17 protein-coding genes are annotated in these 18,698 nt (G+C 69.5%); 9 read left to right on the top strand and 8 right to left on the bottom strand.

The genetic code is table 11. From position 1 onward, the window contains the following. Positions 1-130: 130 nt before the first annotated feature. Positions 131-751: a flavin reductase family protein gene (locus GEV26_RS08545; protein WP_153652673.1), complete on the top strand. Its 621-nt coding sequence runs from the start codon at positions 131-133 to the stop codon at positions 749-751. Between the two features lie 14 nt (positions 752-765). Next, positions 766-1,599, top strand: a complete 834-nt coding sequence (locus GEV26_RS08540) for an MBL fold metallo-hydrolase (protein ID WP_153652672.1) — start codon at positions 766-768, stop codon at positions 1,597-1,599. Positions 1,600-1,612: 13 nt separating this feature from the next. On the opposite strand, the gene GEV26_RS08535 is transcribed toward GEV26_RS08540, so the two are convergent. Genes GEV26_RS08535 through GEV26_RS08520 form a run of 4 tightly spaced genes read right to left on the bottom strand, consistent with a single transcriptional unit; the run spans position 1,613 to position 5,726 of the window. After that, complete coding sequence (locus GEV26_RS08535) at positions 1,613-2,101, bottom strand: pyridoxamine 5'-phosphate oxidase family protein (protein WP_153652671.1); 489 nt, start codon at positions 2,099-2,101, stop codon at positions 1,613-1,615. Next, positions 2,098-2,319 (bottom strand): hypothetical protein, encoded by a 222-nt coding sequence (locus tag GEV26_RS08530; RefSeq protein ID WP_153652670.1) that lies wholly within the window; start codon positions 2,317-2,319, stop codon positions 2,098-2,100. The genes GEV26_RS08535 and GEV26_RS08530 overlap by 4 nt, the downstream gene beginning before the upstream one ends. A 28-nt stretch (positions 2,320-2,347) precedes the next feature. Beyond that, positions 2,348-4,348, bottom strand: a complete 2,001-nt coding sequence (locus GEV26_RS08525) for a vWA domain-containing protein (protein WP_153652669.1) — start codon at positions 4,346-4,348, stop codon at positions 2,348-2,350. Beyond that, positions 4,341-5,726: a MoxR family ATPase gene (locus GEV26_RS08520; RefSeq protein WP_153652668.1), complete on the bottom strand. Its 1,386-nt coding sequence runs from the start codon at positions 5,724-5,726 to the stop codon at positions 4,341-4,343. Before GEV26_RS08520 ends, GEV26_RS08525 begins: the two co-directional genes overlap by 8 nt. A gap of 255 nt (positions 5,727-5,981) precedes the next feature. Between GEV26_RS08520 and GEV26_RS08515 the strand changes: the two genes are divergently transcribed. Next, positions 5,982-7,607, top strand: a complete 1,626-nt coding sequence (locus GEV26_RS08515) for a GAF domain-containing sensor histidine kinase (RefSeq protein ID WP_194840004.1) — start codon at positions 5,982-5,984, stop codon at positions 7,605-7,607. Positions 7,608-7,621: 14 nt separating this feature from the next. Here the strand turns inward: GEV26_RS08515 and GEV26_RS08510 are convergent, their stop codons facing one another. Further along, entirely contained in the window at positions 7,622-8,050 is a 429-nt protein-coding gene (locus GEV26_RS08510; protein ID WP_153652666.1) for a hypothetical protein, read from the bottom strand. Continuing rightward, positions 8,043-8,762 carry a response regulator gene (locus tag GEV26_RS08505; protein WP_153652665.1) on the bottom strand — a complete coding sequence of 240 codons (720 nt, stop codon included), beginning with the start codon at positions 8,760-8,762 and terminating at the stop codon, positions 8,043-8,045. Before GEV26_RS08505 ends, GEV26_RS08510 begins: the two co-directional genes overlap by 8 nt. Before the next feature lie 517 nt (positions 8,763-9,279). Between GEV26_RS08505 and GEV26_RS08500 the strand changes: the two genes are divergently transcribed. Continuing rightward, positions 9,280-9,693, top strand: coding sequence for an Hsp20/alpha crystallin family protein (locus GEV26_RS08500; protein ID WP_153652664.1), 414 nt, complete (start codon positions 9,280-9,282; stop codon positions 9,691-9,693). Positions 9,694-9,698: 5 nt separating this feature from the next. After that, positions 9,699-10,547 carry a universal stress protein gene (locus GEV26_RS08495; RefSeq protein ID WP_153652663.1) on the top strand — a complete coding sequence of 283 codons (849 nt, stop codon included), beginning with the start codon at positions 9,699-9,701 and terminating at the stop codon, positions 10,545-10,547. A 25-nt stretch (positions 10,548-10,572) separates the two neighbouring features. On the opposite strand, the gene GEV26_RS08490 is transcribed toward GEV26_RS08495, so the two are convergent. Next, the gene (locus GEV26_RS08490) at positions 10,573-13,287 is read right to left on the bottom strand and encodes a cation-translocating P-type ATPase (protein WP_153652662.1); all 2,715 of its coding nucleotides are present in this window, start codon (positions 13,285-13,287) and stop codon (positions 10,573-10,575) included. Between the two features lie 147 nt (positions 13,288-13,434). Here GEV26_RS08490 and GEV26_RS08485 point away from each other — a divergent pair, with 147 nt between their 5' ends. Beyond that, positions 13,435-13,668, top strand: coding sequence for a hypothetical protein (locus tag GEV26_RS08485; protein WP_153652661.1), 234 nt, complete (start codon positions 13,435-13,437; stop codon positions 13,666-13,668). A gap of 24 nt (positions 13,669-13,692) precedes the next feature. Here the strand turns inward: GEV26_RS08485 and GEV26_RS08480 are convergent, their stop codons facing one another. Continuing rightward, positions 13,693-15,243 (bottom strand): YfcC family protein, encoded by a 1,551-nt coding sequence (locus tag GEV26_RS08480; protein ID WP_153652660.1) that lies wholly within the window; start codon positions 15,241-15,243, stop codon positions 13,693-13,695. A 159-nt stretch (positions 15,244-15,402) separates the two neighbouring features. Between GEV26_RS08480 and GEV26_RS08475 the strand changes: the two genes are divergently transcribed. The 3 genes from GEV26_RS08475 to arcC are packed head-to-tail and all read left to right on the top strand — an operon-like array spanning position 15,403 to position 18,618. Then, positions 15,403-16,623, top strand: a complete 1,221-nt coding sequence (locus tag GEV26_RS08475) for an arginine deiminase (RefSeq protein WP_153652659.1) — start codon at positions 15,403-15,405, stop codon at positions 16,621-16,623. A 2-nt stretch (positions 16,624-16,625) separates the two neighbouring features. Next, a complete protein-coding gene (gene argF / locus GEV26_RS08470) occupies positions 16,626-17,627 on the top strand; it encodes an ornithine carbamoyltransferase (RefSeq protein ID WP_153652658.1) in 1,002 nt (333 codons plus the stop codon). Position 17,628: 1 nt separating this feature from the next. Then, positions 17,629-18,618 (top strand): carbamate kinase, encoded by a 990-nt coding sequence (arcC, locus tag GEV26_RS08465; protein ID WP_153652657.1) that lies wholly within the window; start codon positions 17,629-17,631, stop codon positions 18,616-18,618. Positions 18,619-18,698: the final 80 nt, after the last annotated feature.

Below are 18,698 nucleotides of genomic sequence, written 5' to 3'. Positions count from 1 at the left end.
TCGTGCGGGTGCGTGCCGGGCCCGATGGAGCACCCGGGATCACGATACGGCCTCGGATCGCCTTGATGGGGGGTTCACGCGGGCGCAGATGCGACGTGCCGTTCCCGGCTCCTCAGGCAAGGATGGGGCGATGCGCACCGTCTTTCACACCGCAGACCCCGACGTCGAGTCGTACCGGCTGCTCACCGCCCTTGTCGTCCCCCGCCCGGTCGCCTGGATCTCGACGCTGTCCGCGGAGGGCGTCGGCAACCTCGCGCCGCACTCGTTCTTCAGCGTCGCGTGTGCGAACCCGCCGATCGTCTCGTGGACCTCGGTCGGCCGCAAGGACACGCTCGCGAACGTGCTGGCGACCGAGGAGTTCGTCGTGAACCTCGCGACGCTGCCCCAGCTCGACCTCATCAACGCGAGCAGCGCACCGTTCGCACCCGGCGACAACGAGGCTGTCCGGCTCGACATCGAGATGGAGCCCAGCGACAGCGTCGCCCCGCCGCGTGTCGCCGGATCGCCCGCTTCGCTGGAGTGCCGGCTGCACTCCACGATCGAGCTCGGTGACTCCGTGCTGGTGCTCGGCGCCGTCGTCGCGATCACGGTCGACGACTACGCCTTGGTGGATGGACACCCGGAGATGGCGCGTCTTCAGCCCGTCTCGCGCCTCGGCAAGGACGAGTGGGGGTTGCCGCCCACGGTCCACGCGACACCTCGTCCCCGCCGGCCGGAGGACGTCGGACGGCTGACCACGCCGCCGGCCTGACCTACCCTGACCACATGGGCCATGCCGCGGAGCAGTTCTGGATCTGTCGCACCTGCGCCGTGGAGCACGCCGACCGGGTCGACGTCTGCGCGATCTGCGACGACGAGCGCCAGTACGTCCCCGCCGGTGGTCAGGAGTGGACCACGCTGGACCAGATGACCGATGAGGGGTTTCGCGCCGAGCTGGTCGAGCTGGAGCCTGATCTCTGGGGCATCACGACGTCGCCCGACGTCGGCATCGGCCAGCAGGCGAAGCTCGTGCGGACCCCGGACGGAAATCTGCTGTGGGACCCCGTCGGATTCGTCGACGACGACATCGCTCGTCGCGTCCGCGCCCTGGGCGAGGTGCGGGCGATCGTCGCGAGCCACCCGCACATGTTCGGCGTGCAGGTGGAGTGGAGCAGACGCCTCGGTGGCGCAGCGGTGCTGGTCGCCGAGGCCGATCAACGCTGGGTCGCCCGCCCCGACGCGATCATCGAGACTTGGGCCGACGACGTCGAGATCCTGCCCGGGGTCACCCTGACCCAGCCGGGCGGTCACTTCCCCGGCAGCGCCGTGGCCCACTGGGCAGCGGGAGCCGAGGGAAAGGGTGTGCTCCTGGCCGGCGACACCGTGGCGCCCAACCCGGACCGCCGCTCGTTCAGCTTCATGCGCAGCTTCCCCAACCGCCTCCCGCTCTCCGGTGCCGTGGCCCAGCGGGTCACCACACACCTCGAGGCGTTCGCCTTCGACCGGGTCTATGGCAACTTCGGCCGCAACCTGATCGCCGCCGACGCCCAGGCGATCATGCGCTGGTCGGCGGACCGGCACGCCGACTGGGTCAGCGGCGTGCACGACGACCTCACGTAGGTCGCCGGTCCGGTCAGAGCCCGGTGACGACCTCGTTCTCGCCGCCGTCATAGGGCTTGCCGGTGAGCTTGGACTTGGCGAGGCTGATCAGCGTCGAGACACGTCCGCCGGGGTTGTCCCAGTACTCCGCGGTGCTCGCGTCGAACCGCACCAGGACCGCGTTGGGGTCCTTCGGGCCCTCAGGCAGCCAGGCCTCGGCGAAGGTGCTCCACAGCTCCTCCAGCTTGGCGGTGTCGTCGACGATCTCAGCGGTGCCCGACAGCGACACCCACGAGCTGTCGGTGGAGACAGTCACGGCGGCCGTCGGGTTGGCACGCAGGTGCTGGGCCTTGCGGGAGTCGCGCGTCGCGATGAACCACATCTCGACGTCGAGGTCGACCTCCTGGCGCGACATCGGTCGGCTGACGAGCGAGCCGTCGGAGTCGACGGTCGTCAACATGCAGAACCGGGAGTCCTTGGTCAGCTCGACCAGCTTCTCGACGTGCTCGTCGCGGGTCGTCATGCACTCAGCACGTCGACCGCCGACACGTCGCCGTCCTTGTCGTAGATGGCCGCGGCGAGCTTGTCGACGTGCTCGGGAGCCACCTGGATCTCGGCCTCGTCGAAGCCCTTGCGCAGCTCCTTCTCGACGAATCCCTCCTCGGCACCGTCCTGGTACGCCGAGACGCGGTTGACGACGAACTGGATGGCTTCGATCTCTTCGCTCTGGTAGTCACTCATGGCTCGCAGGTACCCAGCCGACCGTCGGTCAACCGGCCCAGGAGCCGGGATCGCGCGATCCGAGATAGGAGCCCACCACCGCGGCACCGAGGTCGTCGAGCTCGGGCGCGACGACCGACCCGCCCGCACGCCGTGCCATCGAGTCGATGAATCGGGCGAGGCCCGGGTCCTCCCCCAGACGAAAGAACGTGGTCTGGGCGCCCAGGCGCATCGAGTTGTCCAGCTCGCGCACGGAGAGCGCGACGGTCACGGGATGCGGTGGATAGCTGAAGAACACGTCGCCACTGGACTCCAGGTGGGAGGTCGGCTCGCCGTCGGTGACGATCAGGAGCACGGGCTGGGCGTTGGGGTGCTTGCGGAAGTGCCGGTTGGCGAGCAGCAGCGCGTGGTGCAGGTTGGTGCCCTTGTCCCACATCGCGTCGAGCCCGGTGAGCTGCTCGATGTCCATGACCTCCGCGTGGCGCCCGAAGCCGATGAGCTGCAGGTCATCGCCGCGGAAGCGGCTCGTGATGAGGGTGTGCAGCGCGAGGGCGGTGCGCTTCATCGGGACCCAGCGTCCGTCCATCGCCATCGAGAAGGAGGTGTCGACCAGGAGCGCGACACAGGCCTGCGTACGGGCCTCGGTCTCCTGGACCTCGACGTCGCCGATCTCGATGTGGACACCGGCGGCCGTCGAGCCGCCCTCACCGGCCGTGCGGGTGATCGCGTTGGTGATCGTGCGGGTGACGTCCCACGGCTCGGTGTCCCCGAAGGCCCACTCGCGGGTCGCCCCCGAGCGCTCACCCGCGGCGCCGGCCTGCCGCAGGTCGCGGTTGCCCTGCCGTCCTGACATCTTGTCGGCCACGTCGCGCAGGAGCGCCTTGCCGAGCTGACGCATCGCCTTGGGGGTGAGCTTGAGCTGGCCGTCGGTGCCGCGCTTCACCGTCCCGGAGTCACGCAGGGCCCTCTCCAGGGCCTGGAGGGTCTTGGCGTCCACCGCAGCCTCGTCGCCGAGCTGACGGGCGACCTTGTCCAGGTCGATGTCGTCCATGCGGGAGCCGTCGTACGACTGCGCGAGCTGCTCCGCGAGCTCGTCGAGGTCGGCGATGTCCTGGAAGACCCCCGTCCCGTCGCCGAGCCCGAGCCCTTCGTCGCCGTCCATGCGCTCGGAGCCTCCCCAGTCCTCCCCGGGGCGCAAGGACTGCAGGTTGGCGTCGAGCTCGGCGAGCGACTGCATCAGCTCCGGAGAGCCGAACGCCTGCTGCGCGAGCGCGTCGAGCTCGGCCCGCTGCTCGGCCGTCATCGAGTTGCGCATGCGCTGTGCCGCGGCGGCCCGCGCCGCCAAGGTGTCGAGGAGCTCCTGGATCGTGGCGGGCTGCTCGGGGAAGTAGTCGCCGTGCTTGGCCATGAACTCCTCGAACTGCTCCTGGGTGTCGACGCCCCTGCGGTGCGCGTCGAGCAGCGTGTTCAGGTCGCCCAGCATCTCCTGGATCGCGGCCCGGTCCTCGTCCGTCGCGTTCTCGAGGGCGTCCTTCATGCCCGCGAAGCGTTGCTCGAGCATCTCGCGGCCGAGGAGGTCCTTGATCCGCTCGAAGTCCGCGCGCGCCTCCTGGCTCCTCCACTCGTAGCCGCCCAGCTCGCTGACCGCGGCGGCCGGGGACGCAGGGAGGTGGTCCAGCTGCATCTCGGCGAGCATGCGATCGCCGTCGTCCATGTCCACGTCGCGGGCCAGCTGCTTGCGCTCGGCCAGGACCGCGCGGTCGAGGAGCTCCTTGACCTCCTGCAGCGTGCCGTCGAGGTGGTGCCGCTCGGCCAGCTCTCGCCGACGCTCCGCGACGCGGCGAGCGAGCTCGTCCAGTCCGGCCTGGTCCTTGCCGCCACGGCGCAGGAACTCGCGCATCGCGCGCTCAGGGGAGTAGCCCGCCATGACCTCCTCGCCGATCGCGTCGAGCGCCTCGGTCAGGTCGACAGGCGGGGCGAGCGGATCGGGTCCGTCGACGTACCTGCCGTAGCGGGCGTCCCGCGTGAGGCGACGGTTCTGCCTAGCCATAGATCGTCTCGCCGCCCCCGCTGTCCTTGCTCACCCTCCGGGCGAGGTAGAGCCCTTCCAGGGCCAGCTCGATCGCGCCGGCCCGCTGGCCGTCATTCGTCGCGCCCAGCCGGTCGCACACCTCGTCGTACAGCTCGGACTCCCCCAGCACCGGCAGCCCGGCGAGGAAGTCGCGTGCGGTGACCTGCTCGCCGGTGGACACCATCGCACCGCCCTCGATCGCGTCCACCAGGACCGCGAGGTCGATGCCGCGGAAGTGGCTGCGGACCGTCTCGGCCGTGGCCGTCCGGAGCAGGTGGTCGAGGATCTCGTCCTCGCGACCCTCCTCGCCCGACTCGAACTCGATCTTGCCGCCCAGCACGTCGACCGCGGTCTCAAGGTCCACCGGACGCGCCACTGGGACGTCCTCACCCTGTCGCGTCGCCCGGTGCAGCGCTGCCGCGGCGATCGTCTCGGCACCAGCGATCGCGAACCGGGCGCTGACGCCGCTGCGCTGGTCGACCGCGCTGGACTCGCGCAATGCCTTGGTGAAGCGCGCCAGGATCTCGACGAGGTGGTCGGGCACGTCCGCGACGAGCTCGGCCTCCTGACGGATCACCGCCACCTCGTCGGCCAGCTCAGTCGGGTAGTGCGTGCGGATCTCGGCGCCGAAGCGGTCCTTCAGGGGCGTGATGATGCGGCCGCGATTGGTGTAGTCCTCGGGGTTGGCGCTCGCCACGACGAGCACGTCGAGCGGCAGGCGCAGCACGTAGCCGCGGATCTGGATGTCGCGCTCCTCCATCACGTTGAGCATCGCGACCTGGATGCGCTCGGCGAGGTCGGGCAGCTCGTTGATCGCCACGATGCCGCGGTGACTGCGCGGGATCAGCCCGAAGTGGATCGTCTCCGGGTCGCCCAGGCTGCGTCCCTCGGCGACCTTCATCGGGTCGACGTCGCCGATCAGGTCCGCGACGCTGGTGTCAGGGGTCGCGAGCTTCTCGGCGTACCGCTCGTCCCGTCCGCGCCAGCTGATGGGCAGCTCGTCGCCCATCTCCTCGGCCCGGCGCCGGCTGGCGGTCGTGATCGGCTCGTACGGGTGCTCGCCCAGCTCGGAGCCGTCGATGACCGGCGACCACTCGTCGAGCAACCCGACCATCGTGCGCAGCAGACGCGTCTTTCCCTGGCCGCGCTCCCCGAGCAGGACGATGTCGTGGCCCGCGATCAGGGCCCTTTCGAGCTGCGGGATCACGGTGGACTCGAACCCGTGGAGCCCGGGCCACGGATCACGTCCCTCGCGGAGCGCGGAGAGCAGGTTGTCGCGGATCTCGGCTCGGAGGGACTTCAGGACGTGGCCGGAGGCGCGCAGCTCACCGACCGTGGCGATGGAAGGAGGGGTCACGTGATCCACGCTACTGCGGCACCTGTAGCCGGCAGGGTGACTGTGCGGGGCCGGTCGTCCCGCGTGGCCCGGGACCAACGCCCCTGCCAAAAAAATAATTCTGGGACCCGTGCGCCCTCGACCGCCGCGATGCCAGCCGACAACGGATTTCGGGCGTAGCCTTATTGAACGTGTTAGGCCGTAGCACGATCGAGGGAGACAGTCATGGACGCATCCAGGCCGGGGAGCGCAGGACGGTCACGAGACCACACAACGATGCATGTGCCGGCCCGGGTTCCGGACGCGGCCTACTCGCACGACCGATTGCGGGACCTCGTGCGGATCAACCACGAGCTCACCAGCAGCCTGGACATGGCCGAGATCCTCCAGCGAATCGTGGAGGTCGGCAAGGAGCTGCTCGACGCCCGCTACGCGGCGATCGGGATCCTCGGCGATGAACGGCGGATCAAGGAGCTGATCCACGCCGGGATGGAGCAGGAGGTGGTCGACATGATCGGCCGCGTCCCGCAGGGCAGGGGTCTGCTCGGAGCCATGATCGACGATCCGCGCCCGGTCCGGCTCTCGTTGGTCGACGCCGACGAGCGGTCGGTGGGGTTCCCGCCGCACCACCCGCTGATGCGCAGCTTCCTCGGCGTGCCGATCAAGGTGCACGACGCGCTCTACGGGACCCTCTACATCGCGGACAGCCGGACGGAGACGTTCACCGCAGCTGACGAGGAGCTGGCCGAGGCGCTCGCCGCCACCGCCGGGATCGCGATCCAGAACGCGCGGCTGTTCGACGCCTCGACCTACCGCGCGACCTGGTCGTCGGCCCTTGCCGACATGGCCCGCAGGCTCGTGGAGCACGACGACGAGGACCAGATCGGCCACATCGTCGACGAGGTGCGCACGCTGGCCGGGGCCGATCTGGCGTTCGTCGCGCTGGTCACGAGCGAGGGGCACGCCGTCGTCGAACGCGCGTCCGGCGATGACGCCGGCGACCTGAGCGAGCTCTCGTTCCCGTTGAACGAGATGGTGCTGACCGAGGCGATCTTCCGGGGTGAGTCGGTCCTCGCCGACGGCGTGAGTCGTGCGGGGCTGGGCGGACTGGCCATCCCTGCGCTGTCCGGGCCGTCGATGATCGTGCCCTTCACCCGGCACGACCAGCCGCCCGGTGTGCTCGTGGTGTGCCGTGAGGTCGGTGGGGGTGCCTTCGGCGGACGCGACCTGGAGATGGGCAAGTCGTTCGCGACGCACATCAACGTGTCCCTGCAGCGCCGCGAGCTGCTGCGGAGCCAGCGCCGGGTGGCCGTCCTCGAGGACCGCAACCGGATCGCCCGCGACCTCCACGACCACGTGATCCAGCGCCTGTTCGCGACCGGTCTCAATCTCGAGGGAGTCGGCGCGATGCTCGGCGGCGACGCCGCCGAGCGCATCTCCCGCCAGGTCGACGAGATCGACGGCGCCATCGCGCAGATCCGGCAGAGCATCTTCGCGCTGCGCCATGACGAGGGGCCGGGTGCGGTCAATCTCCGCACCCGGATCCTGCAGATCATCGACCGGGTGACCGGCCAGTCCCCGGGCACGACCCATGTGGTCCTCGCCGGGCCCGTGGACACCGTCGTGTCGGGCACGCGCAGGGACGACGTGGCCGCGGTCGTTACCGAGTCGCTCATGAACGTCGTCCGTCATGCCGAGGCCACCAGGGTCGACATCGCCGTGACGGTCACGCCCCATGAGGTCAGCGTCGAGGTCACGGACGACGGGATCGGTCCGGGCCGGGGCAACGAGCTGAGCGGCCTGGCCAACCTCCGCCGCCGTGCGGAGGCCCTGGGCGGGACGTTCGCACTGCAGGAGGCTCCCGGCGGAGGCACCCAGGTGGCCTGGGCAGTGCCCATCTGACGTCGCGGGACCGGTCAGCCGGCATGTCGTCCCACGGCCGGCATCGACCACCCGCGCGGGTCCGAGACCCGCATGACCACCCCGTTGCCGTCGACCTCCACCACCGGGCTGGAGGTCTGCCGGCGGAGGTCGAGGAGGGTGGGATCGACGTCCCGCCCCCCGCTCTGGACGACCATGCGGTCCGAGCACGCGCTGACCTTGGCCAGGGAAGCGGACGGGACCCCGCTCAGGTCGTCGACCGGGATCGGGCACGGCCGCTCGAGCCGCGACCGCGGACGTACCCGGACGGCCCGGACACTCGCAGGCATGAACAGTGCACAGTCGAGCGCGTACGCCATCGCGCCGGAGAACTCATCACCCAGCACCACCACGGTGATGACCGGCTGACGGCCCGGGTCGGGTGGCCGTGCGAACGTCCCCGGACGCCCGAACCGCTCAGTCATGCCGCCATCCTGCGTGCCACTCCCCCGTGCCGTTCTGGGCCGCCTCGACCTTCTTCGCCTCGCCCGACCCGGACTCGGGCTCCTCGAGCAACCGGCTGGCGAAGACTGCTGCCTGGGTGCGCCGCTCGAACCCGAGCTTGGCCAGCACGTTGGACATGTAGTTCTTCACGGTCTTCTCCGCGAGCTTGAGACGCTCGCCGATCTGTCGATTGGTCAGCCCCTCGGCGACCAGCACCAGGATGCGGCGTTCCTGCGGGGTCAGCCGCTTGAACTCGTCCGGCTCCTCCGGACTGCCGACGCGGAGCCGCTCCATGACCTTCGCCGTCGCGAGCGGATCCAGGAGGGAGCCGCCCCCCGCGACGTGGCGCACCGCATCGACGAGCTCCTGCCCCCTGATCTGCTTGAGCACGTAGCCTGCGGCGCCCGCGACGATGGCCGAGAACAGCGCGTCGTCGTCGTCGTACGACGTGAGGATGATCGCGCCGATCTCGGCCTGCCGCGACCTGATCTGCCGGCAGACCTCGATCCCGCTCCCGTCCGGCAGGCGGCCGTCGAGGACTGCGACGTCAGGCTTCACGGCCGGGATCCGCGACAGCGCCGCTGCAGCCGTGCCTGCCTCGCCGACGACCACGATGTCACCGTCTCGCTCCAGCAGCTCCTTGACGCCCGCCCGTACCACCTCGTGATCGTCCAGCAAGAACACACGAATCATGACCGCTCCCCCTCCGAACCGCGTGGCGTGTGACGTAGTTCGCTCATTGACTGTGACACCTGCGCCACTATCTGGCATCTGGGCCGCGATCACGAGTCGGTGGGAGTTGCCGCCGCCCCGTTCCTGCAGGCTCCAGACCATCCCGGGCGTGCTCTGGGGCATAGGGCCTAACGTCCCCCCTGAACCTGCTCGCAGGAGTTGGGCCGCGGCACGATCACCGATGACATTGGTCCCTTGAGCGGCTCGCCTCGCACCTTCACAGTGGAACCCGAGAAGACAGCACCACCGGCCCATCCAACGGTGCTCTCGATCTCCTCGACCGCCCTACGCGCCCCTCCCTCGGAGCACGTGGGGCGGCCGTGCGTCGCCTCCGTCGACCCGCGTCCGTCGACGTCCCTCAACAGGGTCCGCAGTCCCTGGTCGCTGGGACGTCCGGCCGCTGCCTGCGGGGCGGACGAGTGCGAGCGTGAACGCGGGACGCGCACGCGCCCCTCCCCTGCCAGAGTGAGGACCTGCCATGACCCCCAGCATCGTTCGACGTCCACAAGGACCCTTCACGGACCTGATGGACTGGCTCGACGGTGAGGTCCGCCGCGTGGGCGTGTCTCCCGCAGTCCCGATCGAGGACTTCGTGGAGGACGGTCAGTACGTCGTGCGGGCCGAGCTGCCGGGCGTCGACCCGGACAAGGACGTGAGCGTGACCGTCGAGGGCGACATCTTGACGATCCACGGCGAGCGGCACGAGGAGAAGAAGGAGAAGAACCTCCAGGAGCACCGCTACGGATCGTTCACCCGCAAGGTCCGCGTACCGACAGGCACCGTGGCGTCAGAGGTGAAGGCGACGTACACGAACGGGATCCTGGAGGTCCGTGTGCCCGTCAAGACCGCTGACGACCAGGCGCAGAAGGTCACGATCGAGCGAGGCGAGTAGGCCCGATGAACCTGCCAGCCAATGAGCGCCCCGTCGTGGTCGGTGTCCGCGACCAGCAACCGGGGGTGCTGGACTTCGCCCGCGAGCTCGCCAGGCTCTACGAGACCCGCCTGCGTGTCGTCCACGCGTGCCAGATCCCGTATCCGTACGCGTTCTCGCCCCTCTCGGTGGGCGACCTGCCGGACAGCATCGTCACGGCTGCGCGCAAGACGTTGACGGACGCCGAGAAGCACCTCGAGGCCGACGAGCCGCAGCCCGACATCGCGTACGAGCTGGTCGCCGGCTTCCCTCCCGCGGTGCTCGGATCCGAGAGCGACGGCGCGAAGTCGGTCGTCGTCGGCACCGACGACGTCGGGTGGCTGGACCGGCTCACAGGTGAGGCGGTCACCAACTTCCTCGTCCTGCACGCCCACAGCCCGGTCATCGTGGTCCCGCCCGGGGTCGACAGCTTCGAGGTCGAGCAGATCATCGTCGCGGTCGACACCCAGACGTCGGCGTCCGGCCCCGTGCAGTTCGCGTTCGAGCTGGCCGACAAGATCTCGGTCGACCTGCGCGTCCTGCACGTGATGCGCCACCGGGAGGCGGCCAAGGACATCGAGATGTCACGGGTGCACCTGGCCGAGGTGCTGGCGGGCTGGTCGGAGACCTATCCGGACCTGAACGTCACGTCCGAGCTGATCGAGGGCAAGGATCCTGCGGACGAGACCCTGGCCGTCGCGGGCGACGGCGCCCTGGTGGTCGCCGGCCGTCCGCACTCGGGCGCCCTGCGCGGGTGGCGGGCGCCCGTGGCCCGCGCGCTGGCCCGCGCCGGGCGACGGCCCGTGGCAGTGGTGCCTCCGGACTACACGGTCTGACCACACCGCCGCGAACGACGTCCCGTCAGGATCGACGGGACGTCGTTCGTGCGTGACGGGCCGTGCTCGTGCCGGTCTCCCGTGCGGCGCGGCCGATCTCGAGATGCTTGTGGACCGCCACGACCGCGGAGACGACCACGGCCACCGCGAGGATCCGCAGCCAGCTGTCCCACCCGATCGGAGCGGTCTGGAACAGCGTGTTCATCGCCGGGACGTACGTCAGGCCGAGCTGGCCCACGGCCTGCAGCGCGACGCCAGCCACCAGGTAGGGGTTCGCGAACAGGCCCGCGGTCCAGCCGGGACGTCGAAGCGAGCGGCAGCTGAACAGATAGAAGGCCTCGACCATGACGAAGACGTTGACCGCGGCCGTCCGGCTCGCGTCGATCGACGCCCCTGCGTCGCGCTCGGAGCGGTAGACCCACCACGAGCCCGCGAGGAGCAACAGGGAGACGAGCACGGTCCGGACCGCCTCGGGACGTCCGAAGATCGGCGCGTGCGGGTCCCGCGGTGGACGCGCCATGATGCCGGGCTCCTTGGGCTCCCACGCCAGGGTCAGTCCGAGGAGCACCGCGGTCGTCATGTTGATCCACAGGATCTGGGTGGGCAGGATCGGCAGGTCGGTGGCGAGCAGGATCGCCACGAGGATCACCAGCCCCTCACCGAGGTTCGTCGGCAAGGTCCAGACGATGAACTTGGTGAGGTTGTCGAACACGCCGCGCCCCTCCTCGACCGCAGCCTCGATCGTCGCGAAGTCGTCGTCGGTGAGCACCATGTCCGCGGCGTCCTTGGCCGCCTCGGTGCCGACGACTCCCATCGCGATGCCGATGTCGGCCTGCTTGAGCGCCGGCGCGTCGTTGACCCCGTCCCCCGTCATCGCGACGACGTGGTCGCGTGACTGCAGGGCCTTCACGAGCCTCAGCTTCTGCTCGGGGGTGACCCGTGCGAACACCGAGGCCCGCTCGACCGCCTCCGGCAGACCGCTCTCGTCGATGCGTTCGATCTCACCGCCGGTGAGGACGCTGCCGTCGCCGTCCTCCCGCAGGATCCCGATGTGGCGGGCGATCGCCGCGGCCGTCGTCGCGTGGTCACCGGTGATCATCTTGACCGACAGGCCGGCCTCGTGGCACGACCGCACGGCGTCGGCGGCGGTCGCCCGTGGCGGGTCGATCATCGCCTCCAGCCCGGTGAAGACCAGGCCGTGGACCTCGCCGCGCACGAGCCCGTCGAGGGCGTCGTCCTCGGGGTTGCGCTGGAACGCCGTGGCAAGCACCCTCATGCCCTGCTGCGCGTATCCCTCGGCCGCAGCCATCACGGCGCCCTCGTCGAGGGGCTCGGTGGTCCCGTCGGCGGCCATCTGGTGTGTGCTGACGTGGAGGACCCGCTCCACGGCGCCCTTGACCATCAGCAGCCGGTCGCCGGTCTGCGGGTCCACGTGGGTCGTGGCCATGTACTGCCGCTCCGAGCTGAACGGCAGCGACCCGACCCGCTCGAGACCGCGCGGCTCGATGCCGTGGTGCTGCGCGACCGTCAGCATCGCGGTCTCGGTGGGATCGCCCGACGGCGTCCCGTCCTCGGCCATCCACGCGTCATTGCAGTTGGCGCCGACCAGGAGGCACCAGTGGACCGCACCACCGACCGAGCCGGGCTGGCTCGCCCGGTCTCCCGCGACGGCGACTTCCCCGTCGACCGTCCAGACGCTCTGGACCGTCATCCGGTTCTCGGTCAGCGTCCCGGTCTTGTCCGAGCAGATCACGGTCGCGCTGCCCAGGGTCTCCACCACCGGGAGCCGGCGGATCACGGCGCGCCGCCGCGCCATCCGCGACACCCCGATCGCCAGGGTGATCGCCACCGCGGCCGGGAGACCCTCGGGGATGGCACCCACCGCGAGGGCCACGACGGCCACGAACATGTCCGTCGCCGACTCACCCTGGGCGACGCCGGCGATGAAGGCGATCACTGCCAGGGCCAGGATGACGACGGTCAGCTGGGTACTGAACTTCGCGAGCTTGCGGGTCAGCGGGGTGGCCATCGTCTCGGTGCTGCCCACCAGGCGGTGGATCTCGCCGAGCTCGGTCTCCCCGCCGGTCCCGACCACGATGCCGGACCCCGACCCGCTGGTGACCAACGTGCCGGAGAAGGCCATGTTGACCCGGTCGGCGACCGCGGTCTCGGTCGGCAGGAGGACGTGCCCCTTCTCGACCGGCAGGGACTCCCCCGTGAGCGCCGACTCGTCGACCTTCAGGTGGCTCTCGCTGATGAGACGCACATCGGCCGGCACCCGGTCCCCCGCCTCGATCAGCACGAGGTCACCCGGGACGAGCTCCTCCGACGGGATTCTCTGCTGCGCGCCACTGCGCACGACCGTCGCGGTCGTGTGGACCATCGATCGCAGCGCCTCCAGCGCCGACTCGGCCTTCGACTCCTGCACGAAGCCCAGGATCGCGTTGATGACCACGACGCCGAAGATCACCGAGGAGTCCACCACCTCGTCCAGCAGCAGCGTGACGATGCCTGCCACGATCAGCACAATCACCAACGGGCTGTTGAGCTGGCGCAGGAACCGGCGTACCGCCCCTTCGCCCTTCGCCTGCGGGAGGCTGTTGGGTCCGAACCGCTCGAGCCGGCTCCGCGCCTCGTCCCGGTCGAGCCCCGTGCGGTGATCACTCTCCAGGAGCAGCAACGCCTCGTGAGCGGTGAGGTCGTGGTAGGTCTGCACGTCGCCTGCTGCACCTGGGGCCATGCCCGCAAGTCCAGCCCGGGCCCCCGTCCCGACCCAGAGGCGATGGTCCTGCGGGGGGATCCCCCCGGCGCGCAGGGCCGTTGGTCACTACGCGGCGCACGCACCGGGGCGGAAAATGGACTGTCCAACCCCAACCAGGGAGCTGTGATGGACGCTGTGACCCACCGCCTGAAGATCGCCGACCTCGCCGGCCGTCTGATATCCGAGTTCGAGGGGATCCTCGTGCCCGGTCAGGTCATGCGGCTGGTCTACCAAGCCGATCGGCTCGTCCTGCGATCCGCGAGCAGCACGGACGACCCGGTCGTGCTGTGCGAGCAGATCGCCAGACGGCTGCTGGACGACCGGGTCGTGCACGAGGCGCGCCGCCGCACGGTGGCCTGAGCGCCCTGGCACCACGCCGATCGCTCACCACACCGAGCCGATCACCACGAACGCCAGGCTGAGCACGAGCAGGATCCCGACCAGCGGCAGGACGAATCGCAGGTAGTGGTCGTAGCGGACCTTGGCCAGCGCGAGACCGCCCATGACCACCGCGGAGGTGGGCGTGATGAGGTTGATCAGGCCCGACGCCGACTGGTACGCCGTGACGACCACCGCGCGGTCGACGTTGGCGAAGTCCGCCAGCGGGGCGAGGATCGGCATCGCGAGGGCGGCGTGTCCCGACGACGACGGGACGAGAAAGGCCAGCGGCAGGTTGATCAGCAGCATGAGCGCCCCGAACACACCCGACGAAGTGTTGTTCACGATGTTCTCCATCGAGTGCAGGATCGTGTCGGTGATCTCCGAGTTGTTCATGATGACCGTCACGCCGCGTGCCAGCACGATGATCAGCCCGACGCCGATGAAGTCGCCGGCTCCTCTCACGAGGGTGTCCGTCATCCCCTTCTCGCCCATGCCGCCGATCAGGCCGACCACGATCGACATCACGATGAACAGGGCCGCGAGCTCGGGGAAGTACCAGTCGAGCTGCCATCCGTAGCTCTCGGCGTTGGGACCGTTGATGATCTGCGCCCAGGGCACGATCGAGAAGATCATGAACACGAAGGTGAGTCCCACGACGGTCAGCACGATCTTCTCGCGCGTCGGCAGGGCTCCGACCTCGCGCAGGCCTTGGGAGCGCAGCTCCTCATCCTCGTCAGCCACCCCGACCCGTGAGGCGGCCGGGTCGGCCTTGACCTTGCGCGCATAGCGCAGGACGTACCAGATCCCGATCGGGACCAGCACGATGTACATGATGAACCGCAGGACGATGCCGTCGCCGATCGAGATGTCGGCGGCGTCCGAGGCGACACCCGTCGCGAAGGGATTCACCGTCGACGCCAGCACGCCGATGCCGGCGCCCACCAGGATGATGGATGCCGCGACCAGCCGGTCGTAGCCGAGGGCGAGGATCAGCGGAACCACCAGGGCGTAGAAGCCCAGCGTCTCCTCCGCCATGCCCTCCGCGGTGCCGCCGATCGAGAACAGCACCATGAGCACGGCGATCAGGAGGGATCCCCGCGTGCTCATGCGCTGGGCGATGCGCGCCACGCCGTTGTCGATCGCGCCCGTGCTCATCGACATCGTGATGAAGATGCCGATCGCGACGACGAAGAAGAACACGCCCGCCGCGCCGTACAGCTCACCGGTCTCGTTGGGACCGATGAACCCGTCCGAGTTGAGGATGCCGTAGAGGCCGTTCACCGGCGCCAGGAACAGCTGCATCAGGCGGTCGAGGAACGACAGGCCCGCCTCGGTGCGCTCATAGCTGCCCGGGATCGGGCGGCCCGTGTCCTGATTGGTCTGGTAGCTCCCGGTGGGAATCACGAACGCCAGGAGCCACACCGCGACCGTGACGGCGAACAGCACCGTGAACGCGCTGGGGAAGCGCAGGGTCTTGCCGCCCGTCTCGCCGTCCCCCTGCCCGCCTCCGTCCGACGTGCCCGATTCGCCCTTGCCCTTGTGCGTCGCGGCCATGGTGAGGTCCTCTCCGTACGGATGATCGGATGCAGATCAGGCAAGCAGCGCGACACGCACGGAGGATGAGGCTTTGCTCCCTCCCGCGCAGGACCTTCGGCCCTCGCCTCGTCCGTGTGCGCCCGCGAGGCTGGCGGGCAAACGAGACGGGATATCAACATGAACCTGCACGTCGATTCTGAAGTGGGCACGCTGCGGCAGGTCATCCTGCACCGCCCCAACCTGGAGCTCAAGAGGCTCACCCCGAGCAATCACGACGAGTACCTGTTCGACGACGTGCTGTGGGTCAAGCACGCCAAGCAGGAGCACGACGCGTTCGCCGACACGCTGCGCGACGCAGGTGTCAAGGTGCACCTGCTCGGCCAGCTGCTCGAGGAGACGCTGGCCCTGCCGGACGCACGCAAGTTCGTGCTGGAGCGGACGCTCGACGAGCGGGTCTACGGTCCGCTCGCGGTCAGTGCCCTGCTCCCGGTGTTCGACGGCCTCGACGACGCGACCCTCGCGACGCACCTCATCGGCGGCATGACCAAGCGTGAGCTGCTGGAGCACACGCAGGAGCCGTCGTCCCTGGTGGTGCAGGCGCTCGAGCTGGACGATCTCCTGCTGCCGCCCCTGCCCAACCACCTGTTCACCCGCGACACCTCGGCCTGGGTCTACGACGGCGTGTCGATCAACACGATGCGCAAGCGTGCCCGAGCGAGGGAGACGATCCACTACGAGGCGATCTACCAGTGGCACCCCACGTTCGCCGATGCGCAGTACGCCGAGTGGGCCGACGGGACAGCGGGGGACGCGACCACCGAGGGCGGCGACATCCTCGTGCTGGGTCGCGGCGTGGTCCTCATCGGCATGAGCGAGCGCACCACGCCCCAGGGCGTCGAGCGGCTCGCGCGCCGGCTGTTCGAGGCGGGCAGCGCGACCAAGGTCGTGGCGATCTCGATGCCCCAGCAGCGTGCGTTCATGCACCTCGACACCGTGATGACGATGGTCGACGACCACACGTTCACCAAGTACGTCGGCATGGGGATGCTGCCCTCGTACACCGTCGAGCCCGACGACAGCGAGTCCGGCCTCAAGGTCACGAGCCACGCGCCGGAGGAGATGCACGACGCGATCGCCTCGGCCCTCGGACTGGACTCGATCCGGGTACTCACCGCGACGCAGGACGTGCACGCGGCCGAGCGTGAGCAGTGGGACGACGGGTGCAACGTGCTGGCCCTCTCCCCCGGCGTCGTGGTCGCGTACGAGCGCAACGTCACGACCAACACGTACCTGCGCAAGAACGGCGTCGAGGTCATCACGATCCAGGGCAATGAGCTCGGACGTGGTCGCGGCGGCCCGCGCTGCATGTCGTGCCCCATCGAGCGAGAAGGTATCTGACCATGGCGTTCAACCTGCGTAACCGCAGCTTCCTCAAGGAGCTGGACTTCACCCCCAAGGAGTGGAAGTTCCTGATCGACCTCGCGGCCGAGCTCAAGCTGGCCAAGTACACCGGTGCGGAGCAGCCGCGTCTGACCGGCAAGAACATCGCGCTGATCTTCGAGAAGACGTCCACGCGCACCCGGTGCTCGTTCGAGGTCGCGGCGTACGACCAGGGCGCCCAGGTGACCTACCTGGACCCCCAGGGCTCTCAGATCGGGCACAAGGAGTCGATGGCCGACACGGCGCGGGTGCTGGGCCGCATGTTCGACGGCATCGAGTACCGGGGCGCGGCACAGGAGAACGTGGAGGTCCTGGCCAGGTACGCGGGCGTGCCGGTGTGGAACGGACTGACCGACGACTGGCACCCCACGCAGATGCTGTGCGACATGCTGACGATGCGCGAGAACTCCCCCAAGCACGACGGCGAGATCGCCTTTGCCTACCTGGGCGACGCGCGCAACAACATGGCGAACTCGCTGCTGGTGAGCGGGGCGATGATGGGGATGGACGTACGCATCGTGGGGCCCGAAGAGCTGTGGAACGACTCCGAGATCATCGACCAGGCCAAGGCCATCGCGGACCAGACCGGCGCCCGCATCCTGCACACCGCGGACGTCAAGGAAGGCGTGGCCGGCGCCGACTTCCTGTACACCGACGTCTGGGTGTCGATGGGTGAGCCCGTCGAGGCGTGGGAGTCGCGCATCCAGCAGCTCAAGGACTACCAGGTCAACTCCGCGGCGATGAGTGCCACGGGCAACCCGAACGTGAAGTTCATGCACTGCCTGCCGGCCTTCCACGACCGGCACACGAAGGTCGGCGAGGACCTGTACCAGAAGACCGGCATGGAGGCGCTGGAGGTCACCGACGAGGTCTTCGAGTCCCCCGCCTCGATCGTGTTCGACCAGGCCGAGAACCGGATGCACACGATCAAGGCCATCCTCGTCGCGACGTTGGGCAGCTGACATGCGGATCATGGTGGCCTTGGGCGGCAATGCGCTGCTGCAGCGCGGACAGAAGCCGGATGCGGAGATCCAGGAGGAGAACGTGCGGCGCGCCGTCGCCGCGCTCGCTCCGTTGAGTGCCCAGCACGAGCTGATCGTGACGCACGGCAACGGGCCTCAGGTCGGCGTCCTCGCGCTGCAGTCCGCCTCCGACCCCAACCTCACGTCGCCGTACCCGTTCGACGTCCTGGGCGCACAGACCCAGGGCATGATCGGCTACTGGCTGCTGCAGGCGATGCAGAACGAGCTCCCCGGCCGGCAGGTCGCCGCGGTGATCAACCAGACGCTTGTCGAGGCCGGGGACCCCGCCTTCGACAACCCCACGAAGTTCGTGGGCGAGATGTACACGGAGGAGCAGGCCAAGGCCGTGGCCGCGGAGCGCGGGTGGGTCGTCAAGCCGGACGGCTCCAGCGGCTGGCGCCGGGTCGTCGGCTCGCCGCGTCCGCAGCGGGTCGTGGAGACCCGCCTCATCCGGAAGCTGCTGCAAAGCGATGCCGTCGTGGTGTGCGCCGGAGGCGGCGGCGTGCCGGTCATCCGCGACGAGGAGGGACGCCTGCGGGGCGTCGAGGCGGTCGTCGACAAGGACCTCACCAGCTCGGTGCTGGCCGAGGCGCTGGACGCCGACTTCCTGATCGTGGCGACCGACGTCCCTCAGGTCATGAAGGACTTCGGCCAGCCCACCGAGGAGCCGATCCTGCGCGCGACACCGGCGGGTCTCCGGGCCCTCGACCTGCCCGCCGGCTCGATGGGTCCCAAGGTCGAGGCGGTGTGCCGCTTCGTTGAGCTGACCGGCGGTGCGGCGGCCATCGGGGCGCTGGACCACACCGTCCAGATCCTCGCGGGCGAGTCGGGCACCATCGTGACGCCGTCGGGGACGTACGACCCTGCCCTGCTCCGCGCCACGAAGTCACACTCCACGGTGTCGGCCACCCAGGGAGGACTGGCCAGCTGACGCACCCGTCGCCGAGGTCCCCGCTCCGACAGGGGCGGGGACCTCGCTGCGCGGGCCGACGTGACGACGTCCCACCGGTA

Source organism: Aeromicrobium yanjiei (assembly GCF_009649075.1).
Classification (GTDB): Bacteria; Actinomycetota; Actinomycetes; order Propionibacteriales; family Nocardioidaceae; genus Aeromicrobium; species Aeromicrobium yanjiei.
Note: the sequence above shows the minus strand (reverse complement) of the source record. Positions and strands in the feature narration are given on the sequence as shown.

Bases quoted from the DNA above. Each gene is read 5' to 3' on its own strand.
- GEV26_RS08545 (WP_153652673.1), top strand. From the start codon at position 131: ATGCGCACCGTCTTTCACACCGCAGACCCCGACGTCGAGTCGTACCGG.
- GEV26_RS08540 (WP_153652672.1), top strand. From the start codon at position 766: ATGGGCCATGCCGCGGAGCAGTTCTGGATCTGTCGCACCTGCGCCGTG.
- GEV26_RS08535 (WP_153652671.1), bottom strand. From the start codon at position 2,101: ATGACGACCCGCGACGAGCACGTCGAGAAGCTGGTCGAGCTGACCAAG.
- GEV26_RS08530 (WP_153652670.1), bottom strand. From the start codon at position 2,319: ATGAGTGACTACCAGAGCGAAGAGATCGAAGCCATCCAGTTCGTCGTC.
- GEV26_RS08525 (WP_153652669.1), bottom strand. From the start codon at position 4,348: ATGGCTAGGCAGAACCGTCGCCTCACGCGGGACGCCCGCTACGGCAGG.
- GEV26_RS08515 (WP_194840004.1), top strand. From the start codon at position 5,982: ATGCATGTGCCGGCCCGGGTTCCGGACGCGGCCTACTCGCACGACCGA.
- GEV26_RS08510 (WP_153652666.1), bottom strand. From the start codon at position 8,050: ATGACTGAGCGGTTCGGGCGTCCGGGGACGTTCGCACGGCCACCCGAC.
- GEV26_RS08505 (WP_153652665.1), bottom strand. From the start codon at position 8,762: ATGATTCGTGTGTTCTTGCTGGACGATCACGAGGTGGTACGGGCGGGC.
- GEV26_RS08500 (WP_153652664.1), top strand. From the start codon at position 9,280: ATGACCCCCAGCATCGTTCGACGTCCACAAGGACCCTTCACGGACCTG.
- GEV26_RS08495 (WP_153652663.1), top strand. From the start codon at position 9,699: ATGAACCTGCCAGCCAATGAGCGCCCCGTCGTGGTCGGTGTCCGCGAC.
- GEV26_RS08490 (WP_153652662.1), bottom strand. From the start codon at position 13,287: ATGGCCCCAGGTGCAGCAGGCGACGTGCAGACCTACCACGACCTCACC.
- GEV26_RS08485 (WP_153652661.1), top strand. From the start codon at position 13,435: ATGGACGCTGTGACCCACCGCCTGAAGATCGCCGACCTCGCCGGCCGT.
- GEV26_RS08480 (WP_153652660.1), bottom strand. From the start codon at position 15,243: ATGGCCGCGACGCACAAGGGCAAGGGCGAATCGGGCACGTCGGACGGA.
- GEV26_RS08475 (WP_153652659.1), top strand. From the start codon at position 15,403: ATGAACCTGCACGTCGATTCTGAAGTGGGCACGCTGCGGCAGGTCATC.
- argF (WP_153652658.1), top strand. From the start codon at position 16,626: ATGGCGTTCAACCTGCGTAACCGCAGCTTCCTCAAGGAGCTGGACTTC.
- arcC (WP_153652657.1), top strand. From the start codon at position 17,629: ATGCGGATCATGGTGGCCTTGGGCGGCAATGCGCTGCTGCAGCGCGGA.